The organism is Nocardia vinacea NBRC 16497 (assembly GCF_000308835.1).
Lineage (GTDB): Bacteria > Actinomycetota > Actinomycetes > Mycobacteriales > Mycobacteriaceae > Nocardia > Nocardia vinacea.
Genome location: NZ_BAGN01000167.1, coordinates 45,759 through 67,480, shown reverse-complemented (window position 1 = coordinate 67,480; position 21,722 = coordinate 45,759). Strand labels below are relative to the sequence as shown.

Below are 21,722 nucleotides of genomic sequence, written 5' to 3'. Positions count from 1 at the left end.
GAGGCCGTGAGTGTGACAACCCGTTACCTTGTCCGGTCGCCATCCGTCACACAGATATGAACCTCCGAAAGACCTCCCGCCTGGCCTACCTCGGCGCCACCGGAATCCTGTTGACCGAAACCGTCGTCGGGTCCTACTGGGATCTCGCGCGAATCTCCTACGTACGCGAAGTTTTCCGACGACTCGAATACCCGATGTACTTCGCCACCATCATGGGCGTCGCCAAGGCCGCCGCGGTCGCCGCGATCGTGACGCCGGGCTTCCCGCGCGCCGAGGAATGGGCGTACGCGGGCTTGACCTTCGTCTACGGCGGTGCGGCCGCCTCCCATATCGCCGTCGGCGACGAGCCGAAGGCCTGGCTCGGACCACTGGGTTTCGCCGGGCTCACCCTCGCGTCGTGGGCCCTGCGCCCGACCAGGCCACCCGCGGTCTGACGGACATCCTCGCCGGTCGTCGCGCTGCTACGGTTCCACCATTGCCGGACTCGCCGACGACCGGCGCATCGCCGAACGGGTCGCGACGCGGTGGCCGCACATCCGGCCGGCCTTTGGATTCAGCGCACCGGAGAACGACCGCCTCGCGGCCGCCGTACACCGCGCGGCCACCCGGTGAGCCGGGCCCGATTTTTCCCGCGGCCCGCCGATCTGGCACAATGCACAGGTTGCCCTGGGTGCATTCGGCCCACGGAGCACCCCTTATTCGGAGCATGAACCGGTCGAGCACGCGAGTGCCGCCAGGGTCCTCTGCTCGCGCAAACATCAGAAGGATGAAATGAACACCCTTGACTTCGTCGACGAAAAGTCGCTGCGCAGCGACGTCCCCGACTTCCGTCCGGGCGACACGCTCAACGTGCACGTGAAGGTCATCGAAGGCTCGAAGGAGCGCATCCAGGTTTTCAAGGGCGTCGTGATCCGGCGTCAGGGTGGTGGCATCCGCGAGACCTTCACCGTCCGCAAGGTGTCGTTCGGTGTCGGCGTGGAGCGCACCTTCCCGGTGCACAGCCCGAACATCGACCACATCGATGTCGTGACCCGCGGTGATGTCCGCCGCGCCAAGCTCTACTACCTGCGCGATCTGCGCGGCAAGGCCGCCAAGATCAAGGAAAAGCGCTGACCGAGTAGCGGCACCCGCTCGGCACGAAAGTTCTTCAGCTAGCCCGGCATCGGACGTCAGTCGCGGTGCCGGGCTAATCTGTTCCGCGTGGCAGACGAAAGTGGGTCGATGACGGTGTCCGATTCGGACGACGAGGGCGTGAGCCGCCGCTCACGGCGCTCGAAGCGCAAGCAGCGCCCCTTCTGGCAGGAACTGCCGGTCCTCATTGTCATCGCCGCGGTCATCGCGGCGCTCATGGTCAGTTTTGTCGGGCGGCCGTACGTCATTCCGTCCCAGTCGATGGAAGACACGCTGCTCATCGGCGACCGCATCTACGTGGAGAAGCCGAGCTACTACTGGGGCGAGCCGCAGCCCGGTGACGTCGTGGTGTTCGTCGGCCCGCCCTCCTGGAATACCCGCTACCAGTCGATCCGGTCCAGCAATGTCGCCGTGCGCGGCGTGCAGAACTTCTTCTCCTTCTTCGGGCTCGTGCCACCGGATGAGAACGACCTGGTGAAGCGGGTGATCGCCGTCGGCGGCCAGACCGTGCAGTGCTGTGACGCGCAGGGGCGGGTCATGGTGGACGGCAAGGCGCTGGACGAGCCGTACGTCCTGAACGATTACCCGTGGTACCCGGGTCAGCAGAATGCGACCTACCCGGCGGGCCGGGTATTTGGCCCGGTCAAGGTGCCCGAGGGCAACCTGTGGGTGATGGGCGACAACCGCAACCAGTCCGCCGATTCCCGCGCCCATGTCAGCGATAACCTGCAGGGCACCGTCCCGATCGACAATGTGCGCGGCAAAACGGTCTTCAAGATCTGGCCGCCCAGCCGGATCGGTCCGGTGAAAGCACAGGATCCCCAGACGAACTGATCGGTGCGGGCCGCAGGATAATTGGATGGTGGGGCAGGGTCGAGTGGCTAGGGCTAATGGCGCGACTCCGGGCAACGGGTGGCCGCCGCGTGTCGTCATGCGTCGAGCCGGTGGGTTGCGCACGCTGGAGGCGGCGCTGATCCGCAGCGGACTCGGCCCGGTCGCCGGGGTCGACGAGGCCGGACGCGGACCGTGTGCGGGACCGCTGGTGGTTGCCGCCTGCCTGCTGGCACCCAAGGCCTACGACAGGCTGGCCGGACTCGACGATTCCAAGAAGCTCACCGAACCCGTGCGCGAGGAGCTGTACCCGATCATCACCCGGTTGGCGCTGGCCTGGAAGGTGGTCGTCATTCCGGCCTGGGAGATCGACTCGATCGGCATCCACGTCGCCAATATCGAGGGCATGCGCCGCGCGGTCGCCGGACTCGGACAGACACCGGGGTACGTGCTGACCGACGGATTCCGGGTGCCCGGGATTCCGGTGCCGTCGCTGCCCGTCATCGGCGGTGACGCGGCCGCGGCCTGCATCGCCGCCGCGAGCATCCTGGCCAAGGTGACCAGGGATCGGATGATGGTCGAGCTGGACGAGCGGTTCCCCGGCTACGGATTCGCCGCGCACAAGGGCTACAACACGCCCGAGCACACGGCCGCGCTGCAACGGCTCGGACCGAGCAGTGAGCACCGCCGATCCTGGCGCAATGTGCGCTTGGTAGCGGGGTTGCGGCCGGTAGCCGCGGCGGAGTATGCCGACGCGGAACTGGCCGATGAGGTTTTGCTGGAGGGCGTCGAACCGGAGAGCCGAGTGGCTACCGACGCGGCGCATGCGCGATGATGATGTCAGCAGACGCAGTGCGGCGAGAAGGAGGACGTCCCACCCGATGAGTGCCGAGGACCTGGAGAAATACGAAACCGAGATGGAGCTCTCGCTATACCGGGAGTACAAGGACATCGTCGGTCAGTTCTCGTACGTGGTGGAGACCGAGCGCCGCTTCTATCTGGCCAACTCCGTCGAATTGCGGCCGCAGAACGCCGACGGCGAGGTGTACTTCGAGGTGCGCATGAGCGATGCGTGGGTGTGGGATATGTACCGACCCGCGCGCTTCGTGAAGCATGTTCGGGTGATCACGTTCAAGGACGTGAATATCGAGGAGCTGGAGAAGCCGGATCTGCGGTTACCCGAGTAGGCGCTCTGATCAACGCGGACCGCGATCGCGTTGGTGCTGATCTTCCGCTGGCCCAATAGCATTGGGCACCGACAACTAGGCGGAGTACGGGGGTTGGATGCCCGGGTTGTCCACAGCTGAGCGGGTATCCACAGGTTTTCTGTTTGCGCAGCTCGGTGTCCTCGGGTGTGGGTGTGGTTCGAGCACGCTGAGCTGGTGGCAGACAACCAGGCGCTCGGCGCACAAGGGGAAGAACTGGCGGCCCGATTCCTGCAGGCCGCCGGGATGGAGATCATCAGCAGGAATTGGCGGTGCAAGTACGGCGAACTGGATCTGATCGCCCGGGACGGCCGCGTTACCGCGTTCGTCGAGGTCAAAACTCGAACCGGAACGAGATTCGGTGCGCCCGCCGAGGCGGTCACCTTCGATAAGCAGCAGCGGATCAGGCGGTTGGCGCTGGTGTGGCTGGCCGAACAGGCAGGCCCGTGGCGCGATATCCGCTTCGATGTCATTTCGGTGCTGCTGCACCGCGGCCACCGACCGGTCATCGACCACCTGAAAGCGGTGTTCTGATGGCGCTGGGGGTGGCGTATTCGGTCGCCGTCAGCGGGGTGGACGGCCAGCTGGTCGAAATCGAGGCGGATATCGGGCAGGGGTTGCCATCGGTGCATCTGGTCGGACTGCCCGATACCGCACTGCAGGAATCCCGCGACCGGGTACGTTCCGCGGTGGCGAATATCGGTGAGAAGTGGCCGGACGGCCGCGTGATCCTGGCACTGTCCCCGGCGACGCTGCCCAAGATCGGCAGCGTCTACGATTTGGCCCTCGCGATCGCGGTGCTGGACGCGGCGGGCGCGGTCCCCTCCGATCGGCTCGGAAAGACCGTATTGCTCGGGGAATTGGCGCTGGACGGGCGCGTCCGCCGGGTGCGCGGCATCCTGCCCGCTGTGCTCGCGGCACGCAATGCGGGCTGGATGCGGGTGATCGTGCCGGAATCCGCACTGGCCGAAGCCGGGCTGGTGGATGACATCGAGGTTTTCGGGGCCACGACCCTGCGCACTGTCGTCGCTTGGCTGCGTGGTGAGGGCGGTCTGGTCGAGCCCGATGGAATGCTGCCCGACACCGTGCGCTGCGGTGGCGATCTGAGCGAGGTGGTCGGCCAGGAGGAGGCCCGGTGGGCATTGGAGGTGGCCGCGGCCGGCGGACACCATCTGCTGCTCACCGGGCCGCCAGGAATCGGCAAAACCATGCTGGCGCAACGTCTTCCGGGGCTGCTGCCGCCGCTCACCGAATCCGAAGCACTCGAGGTGACGGCCATCCATTCCGTCGCAGGTGCACTCTCGGATGACCACCCGTTGATCACCATGCCGCCTTTCGTCGCTCCGCATCACTCGACCTCGGCCAGCGCCATGGTCGGCGGGGGTTCGGGGACCGCACGTCCGGGCGCCGTCAGCCGTGCCCATCGCGGGGTCTTGTTTCTCGACGAATGTGCGGAGATCGGGACCAAGGTCCTGGAAGCGATGCGAACCCCCTTGGAAGAGGGCGAAGTTCGCATCGCCCGCCGCGACGGCGTGGCTCGCTACCCGGCCCGATTCCAACTCGTCTTGGCCGCGAACCCCTGCCCATGTGCCCCAGCCCGCGATGTCGACTGCATCTGTGCCCCGCTCGCGCGTCGCCGATACCTGGGCAAGCTGTCCGGACCGTTGATGGATCGCATAGATATCTGGGTCCAGATGCACGGCCACTCCGGCGCATCGTTCGCCGCCGAGGAAGCCGAGAGCAGCGAGGTCGTGCGCCGCCGAGTCGCGGCCGCAAGGCAAGCCGCAATACAGCGTTGGAAGGACTACGGCTGGGCGACCAACGCCGAAGTGCCCGGCCACATCCTGCGCCAACGCTTCCGACTCCCCCACGAAGCAACCGCCCCCATCGAAGCCGCCCTCCGCCTGGGCCGCCTCTCCGCCCGCGGCGCCGACCGCGCGCTGCGCGTCGCCTGGACCATCTCCGACCTCCGCAACGCCGACCAACCCAGCGCCCAAGACGTATTGGCCGCCTTGAACTTCCGGCAACGGGGCTCACATTGAGCAGGGCAACGGACGACGAGCATCCGATCGACGGTGTGATCTTCGCGACGGGGGCCGCTGTGCCAAAGGTGGACGGCGCAATCGCATCGGGACGCGCCGATGCCGCGTACATCGGCTCGGCCGCAGCGGATTTCGCGGCGGCACCTGCGGGTGATGCTTCCGCCGACTGGTGTCCGAGCGCGTCGGTGGGAGGCGAGGGTCCCACTGACGGTGGGGCTTCTGTCGCAGAGTCCGTTGCGACAGGCGCAATCGCCTCGGGGCGCGCCGGTGCGGCGTATATCGGCTCGGCCGCAGCGGATTTCGCGCCAGCGGGTGATGGGTGTCCGAGCGAATCGCCGGGTAGCGGTCGTGCGGACGACTTGATGGGCGATGGGCCTTCCACTCCCGCGTGTGTGGGCGAGCCGACTAGCGGTGTCGCGGAATGCGCAGCCATGGCGGCTCGTGGCGGTTGTCCCGCAGTGGGCGCCGCTGGCACTTCGGTGTGCTGCGGGTCTTGCACGACGCAAGCGGTCGTTGGTCCGGAACGCGTAGAGGCTGTCGCAGGCGGGGAATCCGCCGCCGTCGGGTCTGCTACCGAGTCGATGGGCAGTGTCTCGAGTGGCCACACTGAGGCCGTTTGCGGTGGGCATTCCGCAGCGAGCCCTTTGATGGGCCACGACCACTGTGCCACAGGGGATTCGGACGCTGCATCGCGGCGCGCAGTACGGGCAGGCGGTGAGTCCAGTGCTTCGGTATGTGGGGCAACGGGAACTGCGGGTGCGTCTCCGGTGAGTGCTACGTATCCGGTCGCCTTGGTGGTCAGCAGGTTGGATGCGGCGGGGCGTGGTGGTGCGCGCCGCTCGGGGCGTGGGGTTGTGGATCTGGATGGTTGGGCTTCGGGGTGCTCGGAGTCGACGGTTTCCGGTGCGGATGCTGATGAGCGGCGGTTGGCTTGGGCGTACTTGTCGCGAGTTGTTCAGGGGCCGTGTGCGGCGTTGTCCTCGTTGATCGAATCGGTGGGAGTGGTGGAAGCGGCGCGGGCGGTGCGGGAATGTGAGCTGCCGGATTCGTTACTCGGGCCGACCGCTCAGCGGCGGGAGATCGATAGTGCGGCACGGGATCTCGAGGCGATGGAGCGGCTGGGTGGGCGGTTGGTTACGCCGGATGATCCGGAGTGGCCGGCCTGGCGGATGCTCGGGCTCCGCCAGCTCGAGCCCGGACGTGATCGTGACGGAGCGGTCCCATTGGTGCTGTGGGTGCGCGGTCCGCGGTCGTTGTCGGAGTCGAGCGAGCGGGCGATCGCGGTGGTCGGGGCGCGGTGCAGCAGTGGATACGGGGAGCATGTCACCGGCGAGATCGTTGGTGATCTGGCCGCCCAGGGCTGGACGATCGTCTCCGGCGCCGCATTCGGCATAGACGGTATGGCGCATCGCGCGGCTCTCGCCGTCGGTGCTCCGACGATCGCCGTTCTTGCTTGTGGTGTCGATCGCCCATATCCGGCCCAGCATGAGCGGCTGTTGGCCGAGATCGCCGAAACCGGTTTGGTAATCAGCGAATACCCGCCGGGCACGGCGGCCCACAAGAATCAGTTCCTGGCCCGCAATCGTCTGATCGCTGCCCTGGCAGACGGCGTCCTGGTGATAGAAGCCGGACTACGCAGCGGCGCCCGCAATACCGTGAAATGGGCTCGCCGCCTCAGCCGACCCGCCCTTGCCATCCCCGGCCCGGTCACCGCCGCCTCCTCGGCAGGCTGCCACCGCATGATCCGCGAAGGCGAGGCACTCCTGGTCACCCGCGCCGACGAGGTCATCGATGAAGCAGGCCCACTACGCCTTTCACTACCGACTACCCAGCCGTTCGACCCCAGCGACCGTTTACACGGCGATGAAGCATCGGTCTATGCCGCCCTCCCGAAAATCGGCTCCCGCCGACCCCGCGCCATCGCCGAAAACTCCGGCCTGGAGCTCCGCACGGTCCGTGCCATCCTCCCCGCGCTGGAACTCGCCGGCCTGGTCGGCATGGACGAAAACGGTTGGCATCGAACCGGAAATCCCCCGAACCATTGAACGACGACAGCTCAGCGCTTCGCGGCGCGGAGGGAGGCGAACCTGGCAATTTGTGAACGGTGCTGGTCACACTCTGCGGCGAGGGCGGCTCGCACCCGGGTACGACGGGAGTGCGTGCTCGGCCGCGAGGATGGGCGTGCGTCGGTGCTCAGGAGGAGGATTCCGCGCCGGGCGATGTCTACGCCGGTCATGGAATCGAGTCGGTCCGGACCGGGGCCCGGCGTGGTCCGTCCGCTGACGTCGGAGGTATCCGGTCGAGATGCAGTTGACGCGGTGAAGCGGCAGAGCCGGGTCCACGGCAGGTAATCCCGCGGCGTTGCGGCGTGCTGACTTGCCAAGGGGGGATCGCGCGGTGACGGTGGGGTTATGGAGTTGCCGGAGGATCTCGAGGCATTGCTGGCGGAGTATGAGCGGCATTTGCGGCTCGGGCGGAATCGGTCGGTGCATACGGCGCGGGCGTATGCGGGGGATGCGCGGTCGTTGTTGGGGCATTTGGTTGCGCGGTCGGCGGATTCGGCGGTGCGGGAAATAGATTTGGCGTTGTTGCGGTCATGGTTGGCGGCGCAGTCGGCCGGTGGGGCGGCGCGGACGACCATGGCGCGGCGGGCGTCCTCGGCGAGGACCTTCACCGCGTGGTTGACGAGCACCGGACGGCTGTCGATCGATCCGGGGTTGCGGCTCGGGTCGCCGAAGGCGCATCGGGTGTTGCCGGCGGTGCTCGGTACACAGCAGGCGGTCGCCGCTATGGATGCGGCGGAATCCGGTGCAGTGCAACGTGATCCGATGGCATTGCGAGATCGGCTGATCGTGGAGCTGTTGTATTCGACGGGCATTCGGGTGAGTGAGTTGTGCGGCTTGGATCTCGACGATATCGATCGCGAACGGCGGCTGGTCCGCGTTATCGGTAAGGGCAATAAGGAGCGCTCGGTGCCCTTCGGAGTTCCGGCCGACGACGCTATTGCGAATTGGCTGCGGTACGGCCGCCCCGCACTCGCAACAGCCGACTCCGGCCGTGCGCTGTTGCTCGGCCGCCGCGGCAAACGGCTCGACCAACGTCAGGCCAGAACGGTTGTCCACGAGGTCGTTTCGGCAATCCCGGGTGCGCCCGATATGGGTCCGCACGGCCTGCGGCATTCGGCCGCAACCCATCTGCTCGAGGGCGGTGCGGACCTGCGCGTAGTGCAGGAACTCCTCGGCCACGCCAGCATGGCGACCACCCAGCTCTACACCCACGTCTCCATCGAGCGCCTGAAAAAGGTCCACGACCAAGCCCACCCCCGAGCCTGACCGCCCATAGAGCGGCGGACGAAGATCCGAGGCGCGATGGGGGAGGCCGGCTTTCCAGCACCGGAGTCATGGCCCGGCCGCGCTTGACTGCCGGAGTTGAGGATGACCATCGGAACTGGAGACCGTGATTTTGGCGGTGGCCCTGGCTTGGACCAAGGTCACCCGGATCGTCTGCAGGAATGCGGACGATGGCCCTGATCGGGGTGGAATGGTTGAGGTCGGGTGCGCACCACATGTCGCGGCGGCACACTCGCTGAACGAGGTCCGCGCAGGCCGCAAGCGATGTGCGGCGGACGATCGTGTGCGAGTTGGACCCGACCTTGTCAGCAAACGACTCAGCTTTCTGAAACGTGTTCTTGCCCATGAAAGCGGTGCGGTAAGCGCAAAATAATCGCTATTCTGACACGAGTTCTAATTTGGAGGATTTGTGGACGCCGCACGATTTGTCGACCGCTCGGTGGTCGTCGCATGCTGCATTGCTGTCTCGGGGTGGAGCCGATGAGTACACATACTGTGCTGGGCAAGGAAGTACAGATGCCGGTGCGGATTCGGCTCGCACATGCCTTCATGGCGACCTACTCGGTACCGGCGGCGGCAGCGCAGCGGCTCCTCGAATACTCCGGCCTGGAGATTCTTCGGTTGCCGGGTGGTCGTGCCATATGCACGCTCGTTTTCGTCGATTACGTCGATGGCGACCTCGGGCCGTACAACGAGTTCGGTGTTTCGTTCATGGTCCGGCATCACACCGCTGGGTCCGCCGGCGCGCTCGGCGATCTGCGTGCTCTGTCCACGGGCGGCGCGGGCGTCTTCATTCATCGTCTCCCGGTCGACGGCGAATTCACCCTGGCCGCTGGCCGTGGCATCTGGGGCTTCCCCAAGGAAATCGCCGATTTCGATGCACGGCACGAGGGCAGCGTGCGCCGCGGCGTTTTGCATCAGAACGGGCAACTGATCATCGATCTCACCGTCCGCCCCGGCCTCGCGGTCCCGCAACGCCGTAAGGGCTCCTCCTTCGACGCGTACTCCCACATCGACGGGGTCACCCGCTGCACGCAGTGGCAAATGGAACCGTCCGGCATGCGTGCTCGACCCGGCGGCGCCGAACTGTCCCTCGGCGAGCATGCCTGGGCCGACGAATTGCGCTCCCTCGGCTTACCCAAGCGCGCACTCATGGCCTCGGCCGTCGATCGGCTCGCGATGACCTTCCAGGACGCCACACCCATCTGACCGGGAGTGCGGCACCCGCGATCGTGATCTTCGTAGACGACGAGAACGCCGGTCGTTAGCCTGACATAGCGGAGCGTTCGCATGCGGCAGTAAACCGACCAGCGATGGAGAGGTGCCCGTGAATTCCGACGACGACCATGGTGCAGTCCGAGCCGAGGCGCCATGACACTCCCCAACCCCGCCGAGGAATCCGAGGAGGGGGAGGAGGAGGTCGATTACCGCTTCACCCTCGCCAACGAACGCACCTTCCTGGCCTGGATGCGCACCTCGCTCGGCCTGCTCGCGGGCGGTGTCGCGGTGCATACGCTGGTGCAGCCGGTGCGGATGTCGGGGTTGCGCCGGACACTCGCGATGAGCTGCATCGTGCTCGCCGTGATTATCGCGGTCGGTGCGTATGGACATTGGCGGCGCGTCGGTCGGGCCATGCGAAACGGTGAACCGCTACCCGACACCATCATGGTGCCGATTCTGTCGTGGGGTATCGCCGTCGTGTCGGTATTCGCGTGCGTCGTGGTGTTGTTGCGATGACCCCCGAGACTCTGGCCGCCGAACGTACCGCATTGGCGTGGCGGCGTACGGCCATTGCCGCGATGGTCGTCGCCGCGCTTTTCGTCAATCATGCCGCGACCAACGGGTGGCGCGCCGTCGCCATCGCACCGACGGCGGCGGCGATCACCATGGCAGCCGTTGCGGCCCTGTCATTTTCACGCAATCGCGCCTTGCATCGGGGGCGCTTCGGCCACGGCGGGGGAGTCATTGCGGCGACGATGCTGGCGGTGCTGGCCGTCGCATGCGTCGCGGCCGCAATCGGGTTTACAGATCCACGGCCCTAATGCGTTGCGGGCCGGACATGTTCGGCTGACCAGCACAGGAGGATGGATATGAGCACAGCGACCGAGCCGAGCGAATTCATCGTCGCCGAGCAGCAACGAGCGGCGGCCGCACTGCCCACCGACACGGCCGATCTCGCGGATGCGGACCGCGGGTTCGTCGCGGCACTCGAGCCCGGAGAAGTGCGCACACCGGACGGAAAGATCGTGTGGGACAACGACTCCTACGCCTTCCTGCAGGGAACCTGCCCGGCGTCGGTCAATCCGAGCCTGTGGCGGCAGTCCGGGCTGGTCGTCAAGCAGGGGCTGTATGAGGTCGCAGCGGGCATCTATCAGATCCGCGGGCTAGATCTGTCGAATATGACGCTGATCGAGGGGACCACCGGTGTGCTCGTGATCGATCCGCTGATCTCAGCGGAGACCGCCGCGGCGGGCTTGGCGCTGTATCGAGCGCACCGAGGCGATCGGCCGGTAACCGGGTTGATCTATACCCATTCGCACGCCGACCATTTCGGCGGTGCTATGGGTGTAACGACGGTCGCCGATGTTGCGGCGGGCCGCTGCCCGGTGCTCGCACCGGCCGGTTTCCTCGAACACGCGGTTGCCGAAAACATTTATGTGGGAACTGCGATGGCGCGCCGATCGGCCTATATGTACGGCGCCGCGCTGCCGCGGGGGCCGAAGGGGCAGGTCGGGGCCGGACTCGGACAGACCACGTCGCTGGGCACGATCACCTTGATTCCGCCGACGGTGGATATCACCAGCACCGGTCAGGTAGAAACGGTCGACGGAATCCGGATCGTCTTCCAGCTCACCCCGGGCACCGAGGCGCCCGCCGAGATGAACTTCTACTTCCCGGATATGCGCGCGCTGTGCATGGCCGAAAACGCAACGCACACACTGCACAACCTGCTGACGTTGCGTGGCGCGCTGGTACGTGACCCGCATGTGTGGGCCAAGTATTTGACCGAGTCGATCAATCTGTTCGCCCGCAAGTCCGACGTGGTCTTCGCCTCACATCACTGGCCGACCTGGGATACCGAGCGGCTGGTGGAATACCTTTCGCTGCAACGGGATCTGTACGGATACCTGCACGATCAGACGGTGCGCAGGCTGAATCAGGGTTATCTGGGCGGTGAGATCGCCGAGATGCTGGAGCTGCCACCGGCCATCGCCGATGCGTGGCATACGCACGGGTATTACGGCTCGGTCAGCCACAATGTCAAGGCCATCTACCAGCGCTACATGGGGTGGTTCGACGGCAATCCGGCGCATCTGTGGGAGCATCCGCCGGTCGAATCCGCAAGGCGTCATGTGGAATTCATGGGCGGTGTCGACGAGGTGCTGCGTAAGGCGCAAACCGCTTACGACGCAGGGGATTACCGGTGGGTCGCCCAGGTGATCAACTATGTCATCTTCGCGGATCCGGCCAATGAGGCGGCAAAAGCATTGCAGGCCAACACCTTCGAGCAGCTCGGCTATGGTGCGGAGAACGCCACCTGGCGCAACTTCTTCCTCAGCGGAGCCTATGAGCTGCGCAACGGCTCGTTCGGCACGCCGACGACGACCAATGCGCCCACGATGCTCGAGGCGCTGACCATAGAGCAGATCTTCGATGTGATCGCGCTGCGCATCGACGGACCGAAGGCGTGGAATCTGCACGTGGTGATCGACTGGCACATCACCGACGAGAAACGCACCTACCGCCTCGAACTGCGCAACGGCCTGATGGTCCACTACGACAAGCCCGACGGCGCCGACTTACCCGATCCGGACGCCTCTTTCACCTTGACGAGGTCGATTCTGATTCGAGCCTTGTTGGCAGGCGAGAATCTCGGCGCACTGGTCGCCGCGGGCGATATCGCCATTGCCGGAGATCCCAGCGGGCTGAACGCGGTGGTCGGTGTGATCGACGCGCCGGATCCGGACTTCGCCATCGTCACCCCGTGAGATAGCGCTCGCGTGCCGCTCGGTAAATTGCTCGACCCGCGAGTTCCCGGCGCGCGTACGGTCGGCGACCATGTCCACCGAAGCCATCGACAAATCCGTACCTTTGCGTGAGCGCCTCCGCACTGCGCTGTCGGCCGCGATAAGACCCGCGACCGCAGCGCGATCTCCGGCCTGCGCTGCGCGTTCGGTGCCATCGATAACGCCGAAGCCCTCGATACGGCGGACATCAAGGCCGGTGTCATCGAGAGCAGCGCAGTCGGCGCACGTTTTCGTGTTGTCTCCCATCCAGGAAAGTGCGTCGAATTCGGCTGTGCTGCAGTAGAAGCCGCTGTCTTGACCCGAACTGAGATGGGATCTCGGGCACGAGCGCGACGTCTGGATGGCCGTCGAGCACGTCATCGTACGTTCGTTCGCGGCGGCTCGGCGCGGATCGAGGCGAGCGCGCCGAATCCGTTAATGCTGCAGTCGAATGCTGTATTCCGTGCCGTACTGCGGACGGTCTTCTAGGCGGAGGTCGGGAGCGTGTCGAGGTACCTTCCGGCGATGACGCGCTGGATGGCTCGCACCACCGGTCCGCCGAGCCGCACGTACCAGGCCCCGGGGCGGGAGAACGCCGTGACCAGGCCGTAGACGGTGTCATCGGTGGTGTCGTACTCGACGGTGAACAGCTCCTCGCCGATCTCTGGGTGTCCGGGCAGAGTGCCGTATGCAAAGCCGCGCCGGTCGGGTTCGTCGAGGACGTAGACGACTCGGCACGGCGCGGTGATGCCGACCGGACCGACGCCCAACCGCACCGTCAGCTGCGTCCCCGGCTCCGCGGTCGGCGTGTCGGCCTCCCGAAAGATGCCGGTGCCCTTCTGCATTCGATACGCCAGGATCTCCGCACCCGCGCGCTCGAACAGCGCCCGCCCGGACCCGATGCGGCGGCGCAGCCGAAACCGGTGATAGCCCGCAGGTAGCACCTCCTTCGTCGCGCCGACCTCGGCATAGGTGAACGGCGGATCTCCGAGCGCATCTCCCATAACCCGATCCTCGCGCCCAAACCGTCATTGTGGAAGAGCACCCTCCGAAGCGGCTGCTCGGCCCTGAATTCAAGTCACCGGCTTCAGTCGCAGGGGAGTCGGGTGCAGTAGTCCGAGCGGATCGATGTATTCACGTCGGCTGTGACCGCTTGCTTCTCGTCGCGCGCCCCAATGCAGGCACGCCACCGCCACGCAACCCTCGTGTCCCGCTTCCAGAGCGCCGATTCGCGTTCCGCGACCGACTCGCATGCCCACCGAAACCTCTGCTTGCACCGGCTCGTACGTGGTTCGCAGCCCGCCGGGGTGATCGATCGACACGACCGGTTTGCCTGCGACAGTGCCCGCGAACACCACGATTCCGTCTCCGGCCGCGAGTACCGCCTGCCCATTCGTACCTGCCAGGTCGACCCCGCGATGTCCGGGTAGCCAGTCCTGCGCGGGTTTGTCGAAGGGCCGCTCGACCGCGGGCCGTGGTTGCAGCGGCCAGCTGAACTCCCCGTGCGGAGCAGCCGAAACCGACTGCTCCGCAACGAGTCCCAGCAGAGCGATAACCCCGAGAACGATCGAACCGAGCCGCCGCCGATGTAGACGGCCGACCCCGCCGAGATCATTCATCCGAAATCAGCACTGCAGCGGAAGCGGAGCCTGCTGAACCAGATCCAGCAGCCGCGACAGCAGATCGCTGAAAACCCGCGGCAACGAACTCGCCGACCCGGTACTGCCCGCACGCGCGATATCGGTCGCGAGCGGCGTCACGTCCTCCGCGAAGATCGACGTCTGCACGCCGCCGACCGAATGCCTTTCGAACGCACCGCCCACCCGGAGCATGTTGGGTGCAAGGTCCAAGCGGAGTGCGTCGGGCGCGATATCGACGGGGAGTGCGTCGGGCGTGACGTTCCCCCGCGGTGCATCGGCGGCAACGTTCACATGGAGTGGCTCGGGGGCGATATTTCCGCGGAGTCCGTCGGAAGAGACATTCACGCGCAATGCATCCGGCGCAATATTCACTCGAAGCGCATTCGGCGCGATATCAACTCCCAGCGTCCCAGGCGCGAGGTTCACGCGGGCTGCATCCGGCGCTACATTCACACCCGGCGCACCAGGAGAAATATTCACAACGAGTGGCGCAGCACGAAGCGGATCCGGCACCCGCACCGGCCCGCCACCCGCCGAACAAGCCGAACCCGTGCACTCCCCGAACACGACTTCCGATCCGGGTAAACCGCCATCAGGCGCAGCGGTTGCCGCAGATCCCCAAGGCACCGCCACGGGAGCCCCGCCAACCCGCGGTGCGGCCGAAACCGGCTGTGCCAGAGCCAGTGACAGCAGGAACAGCGGTGGGATGAGCATGGTCATCGAGATAGCTATGCGATTCATGTTTCAAGCGTCGGCCGCGTAGAGCACCCGCAGTACCCTTACTTCGGCGAGTGTGGACAACTTGCTCGGTTGTGGAGACGGCCTATTTCGACCCATGACAGGGCGATTTAGGAACTCACCCCCTCAGCCCGTAGACTGGTCGAGCGGTCTGTGCCTGCACGGACCGACTTCGCGCGCCACCCCGTGCTTGTTCGTAACGGCGCTGTTCGAACCGGAGCTCGACTTCGTGAATCGGCAGTGCATGCGGAGCAGGGAATCATCGGCTGGTCCTGATCCTCGCGATCAGGTCCGATGATTCGGAGGCGCCAGGGCGGCGGATCACCGATTCGCCGCGGCAACCGGCAACGAAAGAGAGATACGGCACCATGGCTGTCGTAACAATGAAGCAGCTGCTCGACAGCGGCGCACACTTCGGACACCAGACCCGGCGCTGGAACCCGAAGATGAAGCGGTTCATCTTCACCGACCGCAACGGCATCTACATCATCGACCTGCAGCAGACGCTGACCTACATCGACAAGGCCTACGAGTTCGTCAAGGAGACCGTCGCCCACGGTGGCACCGTTCTCTTCGTCGGCACCAAGAAGCAGGCCCAGGAGTCGATCGCGGCCGAGGCGACTCGCGTCGGGATGCCCTACGTCAACCAGCGTTGGCTGGGTGGCATGCTCACCAACTTCTCCACCGTGCACAAGCGCCTGCAGCGCCTCAAGGAGCTCGAGGCGATGGAGCAGACCGGTGGCTTCGAGGGTCGCACCAAGAAGGAAATCCTCATGCTCACGCGTGAGATGAACAAGCTGGAGCGCACCCTCGGCGGTATCCGCGATATGGCCAAGGTGCCCTCGGCCATCTGGGTCGTCGACACCAACAAGGAGCACATCGCCGTCGGCGAGGCGCGCAAGCTGAACATCCCGGTCATCGCGATCCTGGACACCAACTGCGATCCCGATCTGGTCGACTACCCGATCCCGGGTAACGACGACGCGATCCGTTCCGCCGCTCTGCTGACCAAGGTCGTCGCCTCCGCGGTGGCCGAGGGCGTGCAGGCGCGGGCCGGTATCTCCTCCGGTGACGAGAAGCCGGAAGCCGGTGCGGGCGAGCCGCTCGCCGAGTGGGAGCAGGAGCTGCTTGCGCAGGCCGCCCCCACCGCGACCGAGGCCGAGGCTGCCGCCGAGGCCCCCGCCACCCCGGCCGACGCCTGATCGTCGCGTTTGTTCACCTTGCCGACCTCTCCTGCATAGGAGCGGTCGGCAAGGTGGTGTTACCACCCGAAACAACACACAGGAGGATCGCCACCCATGGCGACATACACCGCCGCTGACGTGAAGCGGCTGCGGGAGCTCACCGGCTCCGGGATGATGGACTGCAAGAACGCGCTGGTCGAGACGGACGGCGATTTCGACAAGGCCGTCGAGGTGCTGCGCATCAAGGGTGCCAAGGATGTCGGCAAGCGCGCCGAGCGCGCCACCGCCGAGGGCCTGGTCGTCGCCAAGGACGGCGTGCTGATCGAGATCAACTCCGAGACCGACTTCGTCGCCAAGAACGACGAGTTCCAGGGCCTCGCCGACAAGATCGTGACCGCCGCCGCGGCCGTCAAGCCCGCCGACTTGGACACGCTGAAGGCGCTGAAGCTGGACGGTCAGACCGTCGAGGAGGCGCTGCAGGCGCTGGCCGCCAAGATCGGCGAGAAGCTCGAGCTGCGTCGTGTCATCTCCTTCGACGGCCCGGTCGCCGTCTACCTGCACAAGCGTGCCACCGACCTGCCGCCCGCCGTCGGCGTGCTGGTCGAGTACCAGGGCGAGGGTGACGCCGCCGCCGACGCCGCGCGTGCCGTCGGCATGCAGGTCGCCGCGCTCAAGGCCAAGTACCTGACCCGCGACGAGGTGCCTGCCGACGTGGTGGAGAACGAGCGCCGCATCGCCGAGCAGACCGCCAAGGAAGAGGGTAAGCCCGAGGCCGCGCTGCCGAAGATCACCGAGGGCCGCGTCAACGGCTTCTTCAAGGATGTCGTCCTGCTGGAGCAGGCGTCGGTCACCGATTCGAAGAAGACCGTCAAGGCGCTGCTGGACGAGGCCGGTGTCACCGTGACCCGCTTCGCCCGCTTCGAGGTCGGCCAGGCCTGATAACGCCCGCGAAACCCCTCGTGCTCCGGATGCGGTGTGCGAGGGGTTTCGGCTGTCCGGACGCCGCCCGTTCATCCGCAATTCCCGAGCCTGACCGGGCGAGTTCGTTGCGTCCGAGGGGGTCTTCTACCCACATCGAATCGGAGTAGGGCAGGATAAAGGCGCTCTGTGTTGAGCCTCCGCGTTGCCATCCGGCCCACGTGCTGTGTCGACAGACCGAAATCTATCGCCGAAGGAGACGAACACCCATGACGACCCCCGGGATCGAACGCCCAGGATATCGCCGGGTGCTCCTCAAATTGGGCGGGGAGATGTTCGGCGGCGGCAGGGTGGGGCTCGACCCCGATGTGGTGCAGACGGTCGCCGAGCAGATCGCCGAGGTGGTCTCCAGCGGCGTTCAGGTCGCCGTGGTGATCGGCGGCGGCAACTTCTTCCGCGGCGCCGAGCTCGAGGAGCGCGGCATGGAACGCGCCCGCTCGGACTATATGGGCATGCTCGGCACCGTGATGAACAGCCTTGCGCTGCAAGACTTTTTGCAGCAGCAGGGCATCGACACCCGAGTCCAGACCGCGATCACGATGGGACAGGTGGCCGAGCCGTATCTGCCGCTGCGCGCCAAGCGGCACCTGGAGAAGGGCCGCGTTGTCATCTTCGGTGCGGGTATGGGCATGCCCTACTTCTCCACCGACACCACCGCCGCCCAGCGCGCGCTGGAGATCGGTGCCGATGTGGTGCTGATGGCCAAGGCAGTCGACGGAGTCTTCACTGCGGACCCCCGCGTCGACGAGAGCGCGACCATGTACACCGAAATCACGCATAAAGAGGTCATCGAGCGTGACCTGAAGGTCGCCGACGCGACGGCCTTCAGCCTGTGTATGGACAACCAGATGCCCATCCTGGTGTTCAATTTGTTGACGAAGGGCAATATCGCCCGTGCGGTCGCCGGTGAGAAGATCGGCACATTGGTTCGGTCCTGACCCCGCGCCCGCGGATCATGACGATGACGACGCTGTGGAGGAAACGGTCGTGATTGAAGAAGCGCTCTTCGACGCCGAGGAGAAGATGGAGAAGGCCGTCTCGGTGGCGAAGGACGATCTCGGGTCCATCCGTACCGGTCGAGCGAATCCGGGTATGTTCCAACGGATTGTCATCGACTACTACGGTTCGCCGACCCCGATTACCCAGGTGTCGAGCATTACCGTGCCCGAGCCGCGGATGGTGGTGATCAAGCCGTACGAGCAGTCGACGCTCGGCGCGATCGAGACCGCGATCCGCAATTCGGATCTCGGTGTCAACCCCACCAACAACGGTGACATCATTCGGATCTCGGTCCCGCAGCTCACCGAGGAGCGGCGCCGTGAACTGGCCAAGCAGGCCAAGGGCAAGGGCGAGGACGCCAAGGTCTCGATTCGGAATGTCCGCCGAAAGGCCATGGACGAACTGTCGCGGATCCAGAAGGATGGCGAGGCGGGTGAGGATGAGGTCGGGCGCGCCGAGAAGGAGCTCGACAAGACCACCGCGAAATATGTCGGCCAGGTCGATGAACTGGTCAAGCACAAGGAAGCTGAACTGCTCGAGGTCTGAGGTCCGAGGCCGGATCTTTCGGGCCCGCCCGGGCGGGGGACGAACGGAACGACGAGTTGAGCGACGGGACAATCGTGGCCGAGAACGCCGCCGCGACCGGTGCGGCCGAGGAGCCGAGGCCGGCCAACGGCACTGTTGATGCGACGGACGGGCGCGCGGTCGATGCCGCGATTCCCGAAGCCGCACCTCCCGAACGCGTACACACAGACTCCGCGACGTCGGAGGCTGAACGTCGGGGATCCTCGGTGCCGGTGGCCTCGACCGGTCGGCCCGCTACCCCGGGCGATGCCACCGTCGTTCCCTCGGGACCGACGACATCCGGCCCCGCGACCGATGGTCTCGCGACGCTCGGCTCGGCGACCGATGGCCCCGCGACCGATGGTCCCGCGACACCCCGCCCCGCGACTGATGGACCTGCGAATCCAGAACCTGCGACCGATGGGCCTTCGAGCTGGGGACCGGCGACGCCAGGATCCGAAAACGGCGGTTCCGTGACCCCCGAATATTCGGCCGCCGAGCCCGTGAATGCCACAGCCCAGGAACAGAACTCGGACGAATCCGCAGCTCCCGCCTCGCGCGCCGGCCGCAACCTGCCCGCCGCCTTGGCCGTCGGCTTCGGCCTCGGGCTCTCGCTCATCGCGATCCTGCTGTTCGTGCCGAAGGTATTCATCGGCGTTGCGGCCGCCGGAGTCGGCGTCGCGACCTGGGAGGTCGCCAAGCGGCTGCGCGAGGCGGATGTCCTCGTCCCGCGGATCCCGCTCATCGTCGGCGGTCAGGCGGTGTTCTGGCTCGGCTGGCCGTGGGGCGCCAGCGGAGTGGCGGGCGCCTTTGCCGCGACCACGCTGATCTGCATGGTGTGGCGTCTTTTCGATCACGGCTTGCAGACCGCGCCGCGAAACTTCTTGCGCGACACCGCGATCACGATCTTCACCCTGGCCTGGATCCCGCTGCTCGCCTCGTTCGCGACGCTGCTGCTGCTCGAACCCGACGGTAATCTGCGGGTGCTGACCTTCATGATCCTGGTGGTCTGCTCCGATGTCGGCGGTTATGTGGCGGGTGTGCTGTTCGGGCGGCATCCGATGGTGCCCGCGATCAGCCCGAAGAAGTCCTGGGAGGGCTTCTGCGGTTCGCTGGTGTTCAGCGTGATCGGCGGTCTGCTGACGGTGACCCTGCTGCTGGAAGCCAATTCGATGATCGGCGTGGTGCTCGGCGTCGGCCTGGTCCTGGTCGCGACCGTCGGCGATCTCATCGAATCCCAGGTCAAGCGGGAACTGGGCATCAAGGATATGGGCACCCTGCTGCCCGGCCACGGCGGCATCATGGACCGCCTCGATTCGATGCTGCCCTCGGCCTTCGTGTCGTGGCTGGTGCTCAGCAGCTTGATCTAGCGCTTCGCAGCGTGACGGAGCTGAATGATCCGCACCCCGCCGACGAGCGCCATCACCAGCGCACCGGCGATCACCGACAGCAGCATCATGATGCCGACCGGCATGGAGAAGCTCCAGAAAAAGAGATCCACCCGCTGCTGCTCCAGGTTCTGCAGGATGAAGATCAGCAGCACGATCCCGATCAGCGTCGCGGCGGTCAGGGCGACCCAAGTGTCACCGGTCCGGCTCTTCACCAGCGACTTGCGACCGGTCGGCTCTACCGGCTTACGGCCGGTCGACGCAGGTGCGACATCTTCGGTGCGCTCCGGCTCGGACGACTCGGCATGACTGGTCATACTTCGATCATTGCCGATCGCTATCTCGGGTGCACGTATTTCTACGCGCTGACCGATATGTCGTTATGTCGAGGCAGGGGGTGCGCATCCGGCCCGGTCGAACGTGACGTTCGTCGCGTCGGGCGCCGTGATGGCCACCTTCGGTCCGGGCCGCACACGCGAGATGGGACACTGGAGAGACTATGACCGTCTCCCTGCCCCTCGTCTTCGATGCTCCGCGCCGTGGCATGCCGCCGCGGCACCTCGCCGACCTCGATGCCGATGGGCGCAAGGCCGTGGTCGAGGAGCTCGGTCTGCCGAAGTTCCGCGCCGACCAGATCGCGCGCCAGTACTACGGCCGCCTGCAGGCCGATCCGGAGCTGATGACCGATCTGCCCGCCACTGTGCGCGAAAAGGTCGGCGCGGCGCTGTTTCCGCCGCTGATGTCGGTGGTCAAGCATGTCGCGTGCGATGGCGGCGAGACGCGAAAGACCCTGTGGCGTGCGGGTGATGGCACCTTGCTGGAGAGCGTGTTGATGCGCTATCCGGACCGCGCCACCCTGTGCATTTCCAGCCAGGCCGGCTGCGGTATGGCGTGCCCGTTCTGTGCCACCGGTCAGGGCGGCCTCAACCGTAATCTCTCCACCGCCGAAATCGTCGATCAGGTCCGTGCCGCAGCCGCTGCCATGCGTGATGGCGAGGTATCGGGCGGTCCGGGCCGCCTGTCCAATATCGTCTTCATGGGTATGGGTGAACCGCTGGCCAATTACAAGCGGGTGGTCGCCGCGGTTCGTCGCATCACCTCACCCGCACCCGACGGCTTCGGGATTTCTCAGCGCAACGTGGTCGTTTCCACCGTCGGCTTGGCTCCGGCCATTCGCAAGCTCGCCGACGAGGACCTCTCGGTGACCCTCGCGGTGTCGCTGCACACCCCCGATGACGAACTGCGCGACACCCTGGTGCCGGTCAACAACCGATGGCCGGTCGCCGAGGTCCTCGATGCCGCCCGCTACTACGCCGATAAGAGCGGTCGCCGGGTGTCCATCGAATACGCGCTGATTCGCGATATCAACGACCAGCCGTGGCGCGCCGACATGCTCGGCGCGAAACTGCACAAGGCCCTTGGCTCCCGCGTGCACGTGAACGTCATCCCGCTGAACCCGACGCCGGGCAGCAAATGGGATGCCAGCCCGAAACCTGTTGAGCAGGAATTCGTTCGGCGCGTCAACGCGCAGGGCGTTCCGTGCACCGTGCGCGATACGCGGGGCCAGGAAATCGCCGCGGCCTGCGGGCAGTTGGCCGCAGAGGGCTAGACTGTTCCCTTTTACGAAGCCATCGCTTCGGCCCTCGGCGATAGACTGCCGGAGAA

At 66.0% G+C, this 21,722-nt stretch carries 23 protein-coding genes; 19 read left to right on the top strand and 4 right to left on the bottom strand.

The window, feature by feature from the left end:
- Window positions 1-56: 56 nt before the first annotated feature.
- The 13 genes from ON44_RS22565 (at window position 57) to ON44_RS22505 (ending at window position 12,548) form a co-directional block, all read left to right on the top strand.
- Window positions 57-434 carry a DoxX family protein gene (locus ON44_RS22565; RefSeq protein ID WP_040693265.1) on the top strand — a complete coding sequence of 126 codons (378 nt, stop codon included), beginning with the start codon at window positions 57-59 and terminating at the stop codon, window positions 432-434.
- Between the two features lie 337 nt (window positions 435-771).
- Window positions 772-1,113 carry a 50S ribosomal protein L19 gene (gene rplS / locus ON44_RS22560; RefSeq protein ID WP_011210681.1) on the top strand — a complete coding sequence of 114 codons (342 nt, stop codon included), beginning with the start codon at window positions 772-774 and terminating at the stop codon, window positions 1,111-1,113.
- A gap of 108 nt (window positions 1,114-1,221) precedes the next feature.
- Window positions 1,222-1,965 (top strand): signal peptidase I, encoded by a 744-nt coding sequence (gene lepB, locus ON44_RS22555; RefSeq protein WP_040693263.1) that lies wholly within the window; start codon window positions 1,222-1,224, stop codon window positions 1,963-1,965.
- A gap of 25 nt (window positions 1,966-1,990) precedes the next feature.
- Window positions 1,991-2,797 (top strand): ribonuclease HII, encoded by an 807-nt coding sequence (locus ON44_RS22550; RefSeq protein WP_083898066.1) that lies wholly within the window; start codon window positions 1,991-1,993, stop codon window positions 2,795-2,797.
- Window positions 2,798-2,843: 46 nt separating this feature from the next.
- Window positions 2,844-3,149, top strand: coding sequence for a DUF2469 domain-containing protein (locus ON44_RS22545; RefSeq protein WP_011210678.1), 306 nt, complete (start codon window positions 2,844-2,846; stop codon window positions 3,147-3,149).
- Between the two features lie 195 nt (window positions 3,150-3,344).
- Window positions 3,345-3,701 (top strand): YraN family protein, encoded by a 357-nt coding sequence (locus tag ON44_RS22540; protein ID WP_040693353.1) that lies wholly within the window; start codon window positions 3,345-3,347, stop codon window positions 3,699-3,701.
- Entirely contained in the window at window positions 3,701-5,209 is a 1,509-nt protein-coding gene (locus ON44_RS22535) for a YifB family Mg chelatase-like AAA ATPase (RefSeq protein ID WP_040693250.1), read from the top strand. The genes ON44_RS22540 and ON44_RS22535 overlap by 1 nt, the downstream gene beginning before the upstream one ends.
- Window positions 5,210-6,135: 926 nt before the next feature.
- Window positions 6,136-7,254 carry a DNA-processing protein DprA gene (dprA, locus tag ON44_RS22530; RefSeq protein ID WP_040693249.1) on the top strand — a complete coding sequence of 373 codons (1,119 nt, stop codon included), beginning with the start codon at window positions 6,136-6,138 and terminating at the stop codon, window positions 7,252-7,254.
- Between the two features lie 366 nt (window positions 7,255-7,620).
- On the top strand, window positions 7,621-8,541 hold the full coding sequence (locus ON44_RS22525) for a tyrosine recombinase XerC (RefSeq protein ID WP_040693248.1): 921 nt from the start codon (window positions 7,621-7,623) through the stop codon (window positions 8,539-8,541).
- Between the two features lie 498 nt (window positions 8,542-9,039).
- Window positions 9,040-9,768 (top strand): acetoacetate decarboxylase family protein, encoded by a 729-nt coding sequence (locus tag ON44_RS22520; protein WP_040693351.1) that lies wholly within the window; start codon window positions 9,040-9,042, stop codon window positions 9,766-9,768.
- A 162-nt stretch (window positions 9,769-9,930) separates the two neighbouring features.
- Window positions 9,931-10,296 (top strand): YidH family protein, encoded by a 366-nt coding sequence (locus ON44_RS22515; protein ID WP_040693247.1) that lies wholly within the window; start codon window positions 9,931-9,933, stop codon window positions 10,294-10,296.
- Window positions 10,293-10,601 (top strand): DUF202 domain-containing protein, encoded by a 309-nt coding sequence (locus ON44_RS22510; RefSeq protein ID WP_040693244.1) that lies wholly within the window; start codon window positions 10,293-10,295, stop codon window positions 10,599-10,601. The genes ON44_RS22515 and ON44_RS22510 overlap by 4 nt, the downstream gene beginning before the upstream one ends.
- Before the next feature lie 48 nt (window positions 10,602-10,649).
- Window positions 10,650-12,548: an alkyl/aryl-sulfatase gene (locus ON44_RS22505; RefSeq protein WP_040693349.1), complete on the top strand. Its 1,899-nt coding sequence runs from the start codon at window positions 10,650-10,652 to the stop codon at window positions 12,546-12,548.
- Between the two features lie 503 nt (window positions 12,549-13,051).
- On the opposite strand, the gene ON44_RS22500 is transcribed toward ON44_RS22505, so the two are convergent.
- The 3 genes from ON44_RS22500 to ON44_RS50375 all read right to left on the bottom strand — a co-directional run bounded on the left by ON44_RS22500 (window position 13,052) and on the right by ON44_RS50375 (window position 14,947).
- Window positions 13,052-13,570: a DUF1990 domain-containing protein gene (locus ON44_RS22500; protein WP_040693241.1), complete on the bottom strand. Its 519-nt coding sequence runs from the start codon at window positions 13,568-13,570 to the stop codon at window positions 13,052-13,054.
- Between the two features lie 69 nt (window positions 13,571-13,639).
- Entirely contained in the window at window positions 13,640-14,185 is a 546-nt protein-coding gene (locus ON44_RS22495; protein WP_051182336.1) for a M23 family metallopeptidase, read from the bottom strand.
- 6 nt (window positions 14,186-14,191) lie between these two features.
- Window positions 14,192-14,947 carry a hypothetical protein gene (locus ON44_RS50375; protein WP_157187257.1) on the bottom strand — a complete coding sequence of 252 codons (756 nt, stop codon included), beginning with the start codon at window positions 14,945-14,947 and terminating at the stop codon, window positions 14,192-14,194.
- A gap of 365 nt (window positions 14,948-15,312) precedes the next feature.
- Between ON44_RS50375 and rpsB the strand changes: the two genes are divergently transcribed.
- The 5 genes from rpsB to ON44_RS22465 all read left to right on the top strand — a co-directional run bounded on the left by rpsB (window position 15,313) and on the right by ON44_RS22465 (window position 20,039).
- Complete coding sequence (gene rpsB / locus ON44_RS22485) at window positions 15,313-16,146, top strand: 30S ribosomal protein S2 (protein WP_040693236.1); 834 nt, start codon at window positions 15,313-15,315, stop codon at window positions 16,144-16,146.
- Window positions 16,147-16,242: 96 nt separating this feature from the next.
- Window positions 16,243-17,067 carry a translation elongation factor Ts gene (tsf, locus tag ON44_RS22480; protein WP_040693233.1) on the top strand — a complete coding sequence of 275 codons (825 nt, stop codon included), beginning with the start codon at window positions 16,243-16,245 and terminating at the stop codon, window positions 17,065-17,067.
- A 248-nt stretch (window positions 17,068-17,315) separates the two neighbouring features.
- On the top strand, window positions 17,316-18,044 hold the full coding sequence (pyrH, locus tag ON44_RS22475) for a UMP kinase (protein WP_040693231.1): 729 nt from the start codon (window positions 17,316-17,318) through the stop codon (window positions 18,042-18,044).
- Between the two features lie 49 nt (window positions 18,045-18,093).
- Entirely contained in the window at window positions 18,094-18,651 is a 558-nt protein-coding gene (frr, locus tag ON44_RS22470; protein WP_040693344.1) for a ribosome recycling factor, read from the top strand.
- A gap of 521 nt (window positions 18,652-19,172) precedes the next feature.
- On the top strand, window positions 19,173-20,039 hold the full coding sequence (locus tag ON44_RS22465; RefSeq protein ID WP_051182341.1) for a phosphatidate cytidylyltransferase: 867 nt from the start codon (window positions 19,173-19,175) through the stop codon (window positions 20,037-20,039).
- Here the strand turns inward: ON44_RS22465 and ON44_RS46980 are convergent.
- A complete protein-coding gene (locus ON44_RS46980) occupies window positions 20,036-20,374 on the bottom strand; it encodes a LapA family protein (RefSeq protein WP_051182335.1) in 339 nt (112 codons plus the stop codon). The genes ON44_RS22465 and ON44_RS46980 overlap by 4 nt on opposite strands.
- 182 nt (window positions 20,375-20,556) lie before the next feature.
- Between ON44_RS46980 and rlmN the strand changes: the two genes are divergently transcribed.
- Window positions 20,557-21,666, top strand: coding sequence for a dual-specificity RNA methyltransferase RlmN (gene rlmN, locus ON44_RS22455; RefSeq protein ID WP_040693228.1), 1,110 nt, complete (start codon window positions 20,557-20,559; stop codon window positions 21,664-21,666).
- Window positions 21,667-21,722: the final 56 nt, after the last annotated feature.

Coding starts and splice junctions, on each gene's coding strand:
- ON44_RS22565 (WP_040693265.1), top strand. CDS start 57: ATGAACCTCCGAAAGACCTCCCGCCTGGCCTACCTCGGCGCCACCGGA.
- rplS (WP_011210681.1), top strand. CDS start 772: ATGAACACCCTTGACTTCGTCGACGAAAAGTCGCTGCGCAGCGACGTC.
- lepB (WP_040693263.1), top strand. CDS start 1,222: ATGACGGTGTCCGATTCGGACGACGAGGGCGTGAGCCGCCGCTCACGG.
- ON44_RS22550 (WP_083898066.1), top strand. CDS start 1,991: ATGGTGGGGCAGGGTCGAGTGGCTAGGGCTAATGGCGCGACTCCGGGC.
- ON44_RS22545 (WP_011210678.1), top strand. CDS start 2,844: ATGAGTGCCGAGGACCTGGAGAAATACGAAACCGAGATGGAGCTCTCG.
- ON44_RS22535 (WP_040693250.1), top strand. CDS start 3,701: ATGGCGCTGGGGGTGGCGTATTCGGTCGCCGTCAGCGGGGTGGACGGC.
- ON44_RS22525 (WP_040693248.1), top strand. CDS start 7,621: ATGGAGTTGCCGGAGGATCTCGAGGCATTGCTGGCGGAGTATGAGCGG.
- ON44_RS22520 (WP_040693351.1), top strand. CDS start 9,040: ATGAGTACACATACTGTGCTGGGCAAGGAAGTACAGATGCCGGTGCGG.
- ON44_RS22515 (WP_040693247.1), top strand. CDS start 9,931: ATGACACTCCCCAACCCCGCCGAGGAATCCGAGGAGGGGGAGGAGGAG.
- ON44_RS22510 (WP_040693244.1), top strand. CDS start 10,293: ATGACCCCCGAGACTCTGGCCGCCGAACGTACCGCATTGGCGTGGCGG.
- ON44_RS22505 (WP_040693349.1), top strand. CDS start 10,650: ATGAGCACAGCGACCGAGCCGAGCGAATTCATCGTCGCCGAGCAGCAA.
- ON44_RS22500 (WP_040693241.1), bottom strand. CDS start 13,570: ATGGGAGATGCGCTCGGAGATCCGCCGTTCACCTATGCCGAGGTCGGC.
- ON44_RS22495 (WP_051182336.1), bottom strand. CDS start 14,185: ATGAATGATCTCGGCGGGGTCGGCCGTCTACATCGGCGGCGGCTCGGT.
- ON44_RS50375 (WP_157187257.1), bottom strand. CDS start 14,947: ATGAATCGCATAGCTATCTCGATGACCATGCTCATCCCACCGCTGTTC.
- rpsB (WP_040693236.1), top strand. CDS start 15,313: ATGGCTGTCGTAACAATGAAGCAGCTGCTCGACAGCGGCGCACACTTC.
- tsf (WP_040693233.1), top strand. CDS start 16,243: ATGGCGACATACACCGCCGCTGACGTGAAGCGGCTGCGGGAGCTCACC.
- pyrH (WP_040693231.1), top strand. CDS start 17,316: ATGACGACCCCCGGGATCGAACGCCCAGGATATCGCCGGGTGCTCCTC.
- ON44_RS46980 (WP_051182335.1), bottom strand. CDS start 20,374: ATGACCAGTCATGCCGAGTCGTCCGAGCCGGAGCGCACCGAAGATGTC.
- rlmN (WP_040693228.1), top strand. CDS start 20,557: ATGACCGTCTCCCTGCCCCTCGTCTTCGATGCTCCGCGCCGTGGCATG.